Source organism: Streptomyces lunalinharesii, assembly GCF_039532155.1.
In the GTDB taxonomy this organism is placed as follows: Bacteria; Actinomycetota; Actinomycetes; order Streptomycetales; family Streptomycetaceae; genus Streptomyces; species Streptomyces lunalinharesii.
In genome coordinates this window covers 156,661-169,214 of the sequence record NZ_BAAARK010000004.1, presented here as the reverse complement: position 1 = coordinate 169,214, position 12,554 = coordinate 156,661, and the positions used below count along the sequence as shown (strand labels likewise).

Genomic DNA, 12,554 nt, shown 5'->3' with positions numbered 1-12,554 from the left:
CCACCGCCGTTCCGCTGGTCCTGTCCGGACACACCGAAGCGGCCGTGCGCGCCCAGGCCGGCCGACTGCTGTCGCACCTCGCCGACCACCCCGACCTGCCGCTCACCGACCTCGCCCGGTCCCTCGCCACCACCCGGTCCGCGCTGGAGCACCGCGCGGCCGTCGTCACCGACGACCCCGACGCGCTCGTCCGGGCGCTGACCGCGCTGCGCGACGCGACCGCCGACGGCGGGCTCCTCACCGGCCGCCCCGACTACGGCCGGCTGGCCTTCCTCTTCACCGGCCAGGGCAGCCAGCGCCCCGGAACGGGCCGTGAGCTCTACGACCACCACCCGGTCTACGCCGAGGCGCTGGACGCCGTCCTGGCCCGCTTCGACCTCGAACTCGACCGTCCGCTGCGGGACATCCTCTTCGCCGCCCCGGACACCCCCGAGGCCGCGCTGCTGGACGACACCCGCTACACCCAGCCCGCGCTCTTCGCCCTCGAAGTGGCGCTGTTCCGCCTCGCCGAGTCCTGGGGCCTGCGCCCCGACTACGTCGCGGGCCACTCCATCGGCGAGTTCGCCGCCGCGCACGCCGCCGGCGTCCTCTCCCTGGAGGACGCCTGCACCCTGGTGGCGGCCCGCGGCCGGCTGATGGCCGAACTGCCCGCCGGCGGCGCCATGACCTCCGTCGAAGCCACCGAGGACGAGGTGACCGCCGCGCTCGCCCCCTACGAGGGCCGGGCCACCATCGCCGCCGTCAACACCCCGACCTCCCTGGTCGTCTCGGGCGACGAGGACGCGGTGCGCGCCGTCGCGGCCCACTTCGAGGAGCAGGGCCGGCGCACCAAGCGGCTGCGCGTCAGCCACGCCTTCCACTCGCCGCACATGGACCCGATGCTGGCGGACTTCGCCCGCGTCGTCCGTGGCGTCACCTGCCAGGAACCGACCGTGCCGCTGGTGTCCACCGTCACCGGCACCCTCCTCACGCACGACGAGCTCGCCGCGCCGGAGTACTGGACCGGGCAGGTCCGCGGCACCGTCCGCTTCGCCGACGCCGTGCGGCACCTCACCGACCACGGTGTGACGACCTTCTTCGAGCTCGGCCCGGACGCGGTGCTCACCGGCGCGGTCCGCGAGGGCACCGACGAGGAGACCCGCGCCACCGCCGTCCCGGCCCTGCGCCGGGACCGGCCCGAGGCCCAGACCCTGGCCACGGCAGTGGCCCAGCTGCACCTGCACGGGGTAGCGGTCGACTGGGACGCCTTCTTCGCGGGCCGCGCAGCCGGCCGGATCGACCTGCCCACCTACGCCTTCCAGCGCGAGCGCTACTGGCCCGAGGCGCACGCCGCAACCACCGCACCCGGACAGCCCGCCGACGCGGCGGACACCGAGTTCTGGTCGGCGGTGGAGCGCGCGGACCTCGCGTCCCTGGGGTCCGCACTGGACCTGGACGACGACACCCTCACCACCGTCGTGCCCGCCCTCTCCGCCTGGCGGCGCCGCAGCCGGGAGCGTTCCACCGTCGACGGCTGGCGCTACCGCACCACCTGGAAGCGGCTGACCGTCCCGGCGGCCAGCGCACGTCCCACCGGGACCTGGCTGGTGCTCGCACCGGCCGACGGCGAGTCGGCCTGGCTCGACCCGATCGCCGACGTCCTCGGCGCCGACGCCGTACGCCTCGTCGTCACCGCCCCGGACCGCCCGGACCTGGCCGGGCGACTGGCGGAACTCGGCGCGGAACACGGCGAGTTCACCGGCGTGCTGTCGCTGCTGGCCACGGCCGGCGACGGGGACGCCGACGCCGCCGACGCCACGACCGCCGGCCTGCTGCTGACGACGACCGCCGTCCAGGCCCTGGGCGACGCGGGCATCGAGGCCCCGCTGTGGTGCGTGACCCGCACCGCCGTGGCCGTGGACCGGGCCGAACACCCGGCCCGCCCCGCCCAGTCCGCCGTCTGGGGCCTGGGCCGGGTCGCCGCCCTGGAGCACCCGCAGCGCTGGGGCGGTCTGATCGACCTGCCCGACGCGCTCGACGCCGGCACCCTGCGCCGCCTGGCCGCCGTCCTCGCCGACAACGGCGGCGAGGACCAGCTCGCGCTGCGCACCACCGCGGCCTTCGGCCGTCGCCTGGCCCAGCACCGGGCCGAACCGGCCCCCGACGCGGGCACCTTCAGCCCCACCGGCACCGTGCTCGTCACCGGCGGCACCGGCGCCCTGGGCGGCCACGTCGCCCGCTGGCTGGCCGCGGCGGGCGCCCCGCACCTGCTGCTGGTCAGCCGCCGCGGCGCGGACGCCCCCGGCGCCGCGGAACTCGCCGCGGAGGTCGAGGAACTCGGCGCCCGGGTCACCCTCGCGGCGTGCGACACCGCCGACCGCGACGCGCTCGCCGCGGTCCTGGCCGCCGTCCCCGAAGCGGAGCCGCTGACCGCGGTGTTCCACACCGCCGGCACCGTCGACGACGGCACCCTGGACACGCTCACCCCCGAGCAGTTCACCGCCGTCCTGCGCGCCAAGGTCACCGCCACCCACCACCTCCACGAGGCCACCCGCGAGAGGGAGTTGAGCGCGTTCGTGCTCTTCTCCTCCGTCGCCGGCACCCTCGGCGCACCCGGCCAGGGCAACTACGCCGCCGCCAACGCCTACCTCGACGCCTTCGCCGAACAGCGCCACGCCCTCGGCCTGCCCGCCACCTCGGTGGCCTGGGGTCCCTGGGCCGAGACCGGCATGGCGGCCGACGGCACCGGTGTCCAGGAGCGGATCCGCCGCGGCGGCTTCACCCCCCTGCCGCCCCGCCTCGCCCTCGCCGCCCTGCGGCGGGCGATCGAGCACGGCGTCCCGACGCTGACCCTCGCGGACATCGACTGGCCGCGCTACGCGGAGGTGTTCACCGCACTGCGGCCCAGCCCCTTCGTCGGCGACCTGCCGGCACTGCGCCGGGCCACGTCGCCGGCCGGGACGCCGCAGGCCGCACTGCCGGAACCGGCCCTGCGCCAGCGGCTGGTCGGACTCTCCCCGACCGCGCGCCCCGGCTTCGTCCTGGACCTGGTGCGCACCCGGGTCGCGGCGGTCCTCGGGCACACCGGCACCTCGGACATCGGCGCCGACCGCGCCTTCAGCGACCTCGGCTTCGACTCGCTGACCACCGTCGAACTGCGCAACACCCTCACGGCCGGCACCGGCCTGAAACTGCCCGCGACCCTCGTCTACGACCACCCGACCCCGACCGCACTCGCCGAGTTCCTGCTCGCCGAACTCCTCGGCACCCTGCCGGCTTCGGACCTCGACACCCCCGCGCCGGCCGGCCGTGCCGCGGACGACGACCCCATCGTCGTCGTCGGCATGAACTGCCGCTTCCCCGGCGGCGTCCGGTCGCCGGAAGACCTCTGGCGGCTGCTGAGCGACGGCGAGGACGCCATCGGCGGGTTCCCCGCGGACCGCGGCTGGGACCTCGACGCGCTCGCCCAGGGCGCCTCCGCCACCCTCGAAGGCGGGTTCCTGGAGGGCGTCGGCCTCTTCGACGCCGGCTTCTTCGGCATCTCGCCCCGCGAGGCGCTGGCCATGGACCCGCAGCAGCGCCTGCTGCTGGAAACCTCGTGGGAGGCGTTCGAGCGGGCCGGCATCGACGCGAGCGCGCTGCGCGGCAGCCGCACCGGCGTCTTCGTCGGCACCAACGGCCAGGACTACACCACCCTCCTGCGCCAGGCCAGCGGCACCGCCGACCTGCGCGGCCACGTCGCCACCGGCAACACCGCCAGCGTCATGTCCGGCCGCCTCTCCTACACCTTCGGCCTGGAGGGCCCGGCCGTCACCGTCGACACCGCCTGCTCCTCCGCGCTGGTCGCCCTGCACCTGGCCGCCAACGCGCTGCGCAACGGCGAGTGCACGCTGGCCCTGGCCGGCGGCGTCTCGGTGATGTCCAGCCCCGGCGCCTTCACCGAGTTCACGATGCAGGGCGGACTGGCCGCGGACGGACGGTGCAAGCCCTTCGCCGACGCGGCCGACGGCACCAGCTGGTCCGAGGGCGTGGGCGTCCTCGTCCTGGAACGGCTCTCCGACGCCCGCCGCAACGGCCACGACGTCTGGGGCATCGTGCGCGGCACCGCCGTCAACCAGGACGGCGCCTCCAACGGGCTGACCGCGCCCAACGGACGGGCCCAGCAGCGCGCCATCCGCCAGGCCCTCGCCGACGCCCGCCTCGCCCCCGCCGACGTCGACGTCGTCGAGGCCCACGGCACCGGCACCACCCTCGGCGACCCCATCGAGGCGGGCGCCCTGATCGCCACCTACGGTCCCGACCGGCCGCAGCCGCTGCTGCTCGGCGCCGTGAAGTCGAACCTGGGCCACACCCAGGCGGCCGCCGGCGTCGCCGGCACCATCAAGATGCTCCTGGCGATGCGCCACGGCGTGCTGCCCAAGACCCTGCACGTCGACGCCCCGTCCTCGCACGTCGACTGGACCGACGGCACCGTCGCGCTCGTCACCGAGCAGCAGGACTGGCCCGAGACCGGGCACGCCCGCCGGGCCGGCGTCTCCGCCTTCGGCGTCAGCGGCACCAACGCCCACGTCATCCTCGAACAGGCACCGGACACCGACGTGCCGGTGGCGGCGGAGCCCACCACGACGCCGGGCCTGGTGCCCTGGCCGGTGTCGGGCAGGTCCGCGGCCGCCCTGGCGGCCCAGATCGAGCAGGTCTCGGCACTGACCGACACCGCACCGCTCGACGTCGGCCACTCCCTGGCCACCGGCCGTACGGCCTTCGCGCACCGCGCGGTCCTCGCGACCGACGGGGCCGAGGTACGGGAACTCGCCCGCGGCGTCTCCCACGGGAGCGACGGGAAGGTGGCGGTGCTGTTCTCCGGCCAGGGCGCGCAACGCGTCGGCATGGGGCGGGAGTTGTCCGACCGGTTCCCGGTGTTCGCGGCGGCGTTGGACGAGGTGTTGGCGCACTTCGACGACGCGCTGCGGGAGGTGATGTTCGGCGGGGCGGACGGCCTGGACGAGACGGGCTCCACCCAGCCGGCGTTGTTCGCCGTGGAGGTGGCGCTGTTCCGCCTGGCGGAGTCGCTGGGCGTGCGGCCGGACTTCGTGGCCGGGCATTCGATCGGTGAGCTCGCCGCGGCGCACGTCGCCGGGGTGCTGTCCCTGGACGACGCCTGTGCGCTGGTCGCGGCCCGGGCACGGTTGATGCAGGCGCTGCCTGCGGGCGGCGCGATGGTGGCCGTCCGGGCGACCGAACGCGAGGTCGGTCCGCGGCTGGTCGACGGCGTGTCGATCGCGGCGGTCAACGGCCCCGAGGCGATCGTCCTCGCCGGCGACGAGAGTGAAGTCCTGCGCATCGCCGCCGAGTTGGCGGCCGAGGGACACAAGACCCAGCGCCTCGCGGTGAGCCACGCCTTCCACTCGGCGCTGATGGAGCCGATGTTGGCGGACTTCCGCCGGGTGGCCGAGGGGCTGTCGTACGAGGCCCCGCAGATCCCCGTCGTCTCCAACGTGACGGGCGAGGTGGCCACCGCGGAGCTGCTGTGCTCGCCGGACTACTGGGTGCGGCACGTGCGGGAGACGGTGCGCTTCGCCGACGGCGTGCGGGCACTCGAAGCCGAAGGTGCGACGGTCTTCCTGGAGTTGGGCCCCGACGGTGTGCTGGCCGCGATGGCCCAGCACACCCTGGACGGCGACGTGACCGTCGTGCCGGCGCTGCGCAAGGACCGGCCCGAGGAGACCGCACTGCTCACCGCGCTCGCCCAGTTGTACGTCGTGGGCGTCGGGGTCGACTGGTCCGGGATCTTCACCGGTACCGGCGCCCGCCGCGTGGACCTGCCCACCTACCCCTTCCAGCCGGAGTGGTTCTGGCCGGAGATCGCGACCGCACAGGACCGACAGGACGTCCCGCAGGACTCCGCGGACGCCGAGTTCTGGGACGCGGTGGAGCGTGCGGACCTCCCGACGCTCGCCGACGACCTCCAACTGGACGACGACGCCCTGTCGACCCTGGTGCCCGCGCTCTCCGCCTGGCGCCGCAAGCGCGTCGAACGCTCGACCGTCGACGGCTGGCGCTACCGGGTCACCTTCACCCCGCTGGCCGGCACCGCGCCCGGCACCCTCACCGGACGGTGGCTGGCGCTCGTCCCGACCGGCGGCACCGACGACGTGTGGACCGCCGCGGTCCTCGCGGCCCTCGGTGAGACGGCCGTCGTCGTCGAGGCCGACCCGAACGACCCGGCCGCACTCACCGAGCCGCTGGCCGAAATCGCCGCTCAGAACGCCGAGTTCGCGGGCGTACTCTCACTGCTGGCCGCCCCGTACGCCGACGCCCTGCCCACCGGTCCGGCCTGGCCGACCGAGGCGGTGGCGGCCCTGGCCGACGCCGGGATCGACGCCCCGCTGTGGTGCGTCACCCGCGACGCGGTCACGGTGGGCCGCGCGGAGACCGAGGTCAGCCCGGCCCAGGCGACGGTGTGGGGCATCGGCCGGATCGCCGCTGTGGACCACCCGGACCGCTGGGGCGGCCTGGTCGACGTGCCGCGGGTGCTCGACCGGCGCGCCACCGAACGGCTCCGCACCGCCCTCGCGGGCATCGGCGACGAGGACCAGGTGGCGCTGCGGCCCGCCGGCCTCTTCGGGCGCCGGCTGGTGCGCGTCGCCCCCGACGCCCCGACGGCCCCGTGGCAGCCGACCGGCACGGTCCTGATCGTCGGCCCGGCGGCCGGCACCGGCGGACACTGTGCCCGCTGGCTCGCCGAACAGGGCGCCCAGCACCTGCTGCTGGTCGACCCCACCGCATCGGACCCCGCACCGGCGCGCGCCGCACTCGACGCCCTGGGCGTCCCCGTGACGGTGCTCGACTGCGGCCCGTCCGACGGCGAGGCCCTGCTGACCGCGCTCGCCGCGCTGCCGGCCGAGGCGCCGCTGACCGCCGTCGTGTACACCGACGAGCCGTCCGACGCCGAGGAGCCCGACGCGGCCCTGGCCGCGCTGCGCGCCGACGTGGCGAGCCTGGCGGAGGTGGCCGAGGCGGCGAGGGGCGACCGTCCCCTGGACGCGTTCGTCCTCTTCTCCTCCATCGCCGCCACCTGGGGCGCCGGCGGCCGGGCCACCGAGGCCGCGGCCGGAACCGAACTCAACGAGATCGCCAGGGTGTTGCGGCAGCGGGGACTGCCCGCCGTGACGGTGGCCTGGAGCGGCTGGGCCGACGTCGCGTCCGACAGCCTCGCCGCCCACCTGCGGGTCAACGGGCTGCCCCCGATGGACTCAGCACGGGCCCTGACCGCGCTCGCCGGCTCGTTCGGCACCGACACCTCCGCGGTGACGATCGCCGACGTCCAGTGGGACCGGTTCGTGCCCGCCTTCACCCGCAACCGGCGCAGCGCCCTCTTCGCGCAGCTGCCGGAGGCCCGGGCCGCGCTGGCGCAGCCGGACGCCGCCGAGGCGGGCCCGGCGGGCACCGCGACCGGCCTGCGGGCCGAACTCGCCGCCCGCCCGGACGCGGAACGGACCGAGGTCCTGCTGGCCCTCGTCAGGGCCCGGGTCGCCGCGGTGCTCGGGTTCGCGGACGCCGACGCCGTACCCACCGGCCAGCCGTTCCGGGACCTCGGCTTCGACTCGCTGACCGGCGTGGACCTGCGCAACCAGCTCGCCACCGCCACCGGTCTGGCGCTGCCCGCGACCCTCGTCTTCGACTACCCCACGGCCGAGGCGCTCGCCGACCACCTGCGGGCCGAACTCCTCGGCGAGGACACGGCGCAGCACGGCGCGGCGCTGCGGGTGGGGTCCGCCGCCACGACCGACGACCCGATCGTCATCGTCGGCATGAGCTGCCGCTACCCGGGCGGGGTCGGCTCGCCCGAGGACCTGTGGAAGCTGGTCACGGACGAAGTCGACGCCATCGGGGGCTTCCCGACGGACCGCGGCTGGGACCTGGAACGGCTGCTGCACGGCGACCGGGACGGCCGCGGCCGGACCGTCACCGGCGAGGGCGGCTTCCTCTACGACGTGGCGGACTTCGACCCCGGGTTCTTCGGGATCGCCCCGCGCGAGGCCATGGTGATGGACCCGCAGCAGCGCATCCTCCTGGAAGCCACCTGGGAGGCCCTGGAGCGCGCCGGCGTCGACCCCGCCGGACTGCGCGGCGGCGACACCGGGGTGTTCGTCGGCGGCGGCTCGGGCGACTACCGGCCCGAGGCCGGCCAGTTGGGCCACGCGCAGACCGCGCAGTCGGCGAGCCTGCTCTCCGGCCGGGTGTCCTACACCTTCGGTCTGGAAGGCCCCTCGGTCAGCGTCGACACGGCCTGCTCGTCGTCCCTGGTGGCGCTCCACCTGGCCGCCCAGGCCCTGCGGGCGGGGGAGTGCTCCCTCGCGCTGACCGGCGGCGTGACGGTGATGTCCAGCCCGGTGAACTTCGTCGAGTTCGGCGAGATGGGAGCCCTCGCGTCCGACGGCCGCTGCCGGCCCTTCGCCTCCGCGGCGGGCGGCACCGGCTGGTCCGAGGGCGTCGGCGTCCTCGTCCTGGAACGGCTCTCCGACGCCCGGAGCAACGGCCACCAGGTCCTCGCGGTACTGCGCGGCTCGGCCGTCAACCAGGACGGCGCCAGCAACGGCATCACCGCACCCAACGGCCCCTCGCAGCGCCGGGTCATCCAGCGCGCGCTGGCCAACGCGGGTCTGGCGCCGGCGGACGTGGACGCCGTGGAGGCGCACGGCACCGGCACCACCCTGGGCGACCCCATCGAGGCGCAGGCCCTCCTCGCCACCTACGGGCAGGGCCGGGACGCCGAACTCCCGCTCCGACTGGGCTCGTTGAAGTCGAACATCGGCCACACCCAGGCGGCCGCCGGCGTCGCCGGTGTGATCAAGATGGTGCTGGCGATGCAGCACGGCGTGCTGCCCCGGTCCCTGCACATCGACGAGCCCTCGGCGCACGTCGACTGGACCGCCGGAGCCGTCGAACTGCTGGACCAGGCCGCCGAATGGCCGCGTACCGGACGCCCGCGCCGGGCCGGCATCTCGGCCTTCGGCGCCAGCGGCACCAACTCCCACGTGATCATCGAACAGCCCGCGGAGGTCGCGGCGGACGCACCCGCGCGCCCCGAGGAGGCCGGCGGCCCGCTGCCGGTCCCGGTGACCGGTGCCGTGCCGGACGCACTGCGCGCCCAGGCCCGACGGCTGCACGCCTACGCGACCGCCCGGCCCGACCTCACCGTCGCCGAGCTCGCGCTGTCCACGGCCACCACCCGGTCGGTCTTCGCCCACCGGGCCGCGGTCCTCGCCGAGGACCGCGAGGGGCTGCTCACCGGCCTGGCCGCGCTCGCCGACGGCCTCGACACGCCCCAGGTCCTGCACGGCCAGGTCGCGGACCGCCGCGGCAGGCTCGCGGTGCTGTTCTCCGGCCAGGGCGCGCAGCGCGTGGGCATGGGGCGTGAACTCCATGCCCGCTACCCGGTGTTCGCCGAGGCTTTGGACGCCGTGACGGCCCGCCTGGACGGGGAGCTGGACCTGCCGCTGCGGGACGTGATGTTCGGGGAGGCGGAGCTGCTGAACGAGACGCGCTTCACCCAGCCCGCCCTGTTCGCCGTCGAAGTGGCGCTGTTCCGACTGGTCGAGTCGTGGGGCATCCGCCCGGACTTCGCCGCCGGCCACTCCATCGGCGAGATCACCGCCGCGCACGTCGCCGGGGTCCTCTCCCTGGACGACGCCTGCCGACTGGTGGCCGCCCGGGCCCGGTTGATGAACGCCCTGCCCACCGGCGGCGCCATGGTCGCCGTGCAGGCCACCGAGGAGGAGGTCCGGTCGCACCTGGCCGACGGCGTGTCCGTCGCCGCGGTCAACGGACCGCGGTCGGTGGTGCTCTCCGGCGACGAGGCCGCGGTGCTGGGCATCGCGGAGAAGTTCACCGTCGACGGCCGGAAGACTACGCGTTTGCGGGTCAGTCATGCGTTTCACTCCGTGCACATGGATGCCATGCTCCAGGACTTCCGACGGGTCGCCGGAAGCCTCACGTACCACGCCCCGGCGATCCCGCTCGTGTCCAACGTCACCGGTCAGGCGGCCACCGAGCAGGAGGTGTGCGACCCCGACTACTGGGTCCGCCACGTCCGCGAGGCGGTCCGCTTCGGCGACGGGGTGCGCACCCTGGCCGAACGCGGCGTGACCGCCTTCCTGGAACTCGGCCCCGACGGCACGCTCTGCGCCATGGCCCAGGAAACCCTGGAAGCCCTGCCCGGGCAGCCGGTCACCGTCCCGGCGCTGCGCCGGGACCGCGGTGAACAGGAGTCCGTGGTCAGTGCCGTGGCCCGGCTGTACGTCGGGGGAACCGCCCCCGACTGGGCCGCCCTGCTCGGCCCGGCCGCGCCCCGCCGCACCGACCTGCCCACCTACCCCTTCCAGCACCAGCGGTACTGGCCGGCGACCCAGCCGGCCACCGACCCGGCCGCACCGTCCGCCGCGGACGACGGCTTCTGGTCGGCGGTGCGCGAGGCCGACTTCGCCGCGCTGGAGACGACGCTCAACGTCGACGGGGACGCCCTGGCCAAGGTGCTGCCCGCGCTCGCGGACTGGCGCCGCCGGCGGGACGAGGAACACACCGTCGACGGCTGGCGGCAGCAGATCACCTGGCAGCCGCTGACCCCGCAGGCCGCCCCCACCGCGGCCGGCTCCTGGCTCGCCGTCCTCCCGGCCGGCCACGCCGACGACCCCTGGGTCGCCGACGCCGTCGCCGCCCTGGGCCCGGACACCGTGCGCCTGGAAGCGCCCGGCCCCGACCGCGCGGACCTCGCCGCGCGACTGCGTGAACTCGCGCAGGAGGGCGCCGAGTTCACCCAAGTGGTGTCCCTGCTCGCGCTCGTCGACGCACCCGCACCGGGCGCGGCGGCCCCGGCGGGCCTGGCCCTGACCACCGCCCTGATCCAGGCGCTCGGCGACGCGGACCTGACCGCACCCCTGTGGTGCGTCACCCGCGGCGCGGTCGCCGCCACCCCCGCCGAACCGGTGCCCGGGCTCGCCCAGGCCGCGGTCTGGGGCCTGGGGCGGGTCGCCGCCCTGGAGTACCCGCAGCGCTGGGGCGGTCTGATCGACCTGCCCGACACCCTCGACGGCCGGTCCGCGGCCCGCTTCGCGGAGGTCCTCGCGGCACCGGGCACGGAGGACCAGATCGCGATCCGGCCCTCCGCCGCCCTCGGCCGCCGGCTGGTGCCCGTACCGGCCGGACGCGACGCGCGGGAGTGGGACCCCACCGGCACCGTCCTGATCACCGGCGGCACCGGAGCCCTGGGCGCCCAGGTGGCCCACCGGCTCGCCGCGGCCGGCGCCCGGCACCTGCTGCTGCTCAGCCGCCGGGGCGCCACCGCGCCCGGCGCGGACGGGCTGTGCGCCGAACTGAACGCGCTGGGCGCGGAGGTGACCCTCACCGCCTGCGACGTCGCCGACCGCGACGCGCTCGCCGAGGTCCTCGCCGCGATCCCCGACGAGGCCCCGCTGACCGGTGTGATCCACACCGCGGGCGTCCTGGACGACGGCGTCCTCGACAGCCTCACCCCGGACCGCTACGAGGCCGTGTTCCGTGCCAAGGCCGCCTCGGCCCTGGCCCTGCACGACCTCACCCGGGACCTGGACCTGGCCGCGTTCGTCCTGTTCTCCTCGTCCTCGGGCACGGTCGGCAACGCCGGCCAGGCCAACTACGCGGCCGCCAACGCCTACCTGGACGCGCTCGCCGAACACCGTCGGGCCCAGGGCCTGGCCGCGACCTCGCTCGCCTGGGGCGTGTGGGGCGGCGGGGGCATGGCGGCCGACCAGCGGGCCGCCGACGTGGCCCAGCGCACCGGCATCCGTCCCCTCGACCCGGACCTCGCCGTCGTGGCGCTGCGCCGGGCCGTCATGGACGGGCGTCCCACCGAGGTCGTCGCCGACCTCGACCGCGACCGGTTCCTGCGCTCCTTCACCGCGGTACGGCCCAGCCCGCTGCTCGGCGAACCGACCGGCACCGAGCACCGGACGGCGGACGACGACGGCGACGACGCCACCGGCGACGCGCTGCGCGCCCAACTGGCCGACCTGCCGCCCGCCAAGCGCACCCGGGTCGTCCTCGACCTGGTCCGCCGCCGCGCCGCGGCGGTCCTCGGACACCCCACGGTCGACGCCGTGGGCGCCGACCGGGCGTTCCGCGACCTCGGCTTCGACTCGCTCAGCGCCGTCGAACTGCGCAACCAACTCGGCGCCGCGACCGGACTCGCCCTGGCCACCACGCTCGTCTTCGACCACCCCAACCCCAACGAACTGGCGGACCACATCCTGGGCCGGCTCGTCCCCGACGCCGAGCCGGGGCAGGAGACGGCCGACGACGAGGCGGACGCCGCGGGCGTCCGGGCCTTCCTCACCTCCGTCCCCATGAAGCGACTGCGCGAGATCGGCGTGCTCGACCCCCTGCTGAAGCTCGTCGCCGAACAGGCCGCGGCCTCCGACGACGCGGCCGCCACGACGGCGGACGACGCCTACGACGCATCGATCGACGCCATGGACGTCGCCGACCTGGTACAGGCGGCGTTCGACGGCGACTCCTCCCACGAGCGTGGACAGAGCTGA

General features: G+C 75.9%; 1 protein-coding gene (running past one end of the window). It reads left to right on the top strand.

Annotation, left to right across the window (positions count from 1 at the left end; genetic code table 11):
- Positions 1–12,554 carry the 3' end of a type I polyketide synthase gene (locus ABD385_RS08445; RefSeq protein ID WP_344574416.1) on the top strand. The gene continues 15,919 nt to the left of window position 1, outside the view, so only the last 12,554 of its 28,473 coding nucleotides appear in the window; the start codon falls outside the window, past its left edge; it ends in the stop codon at positions 12,552–12,554.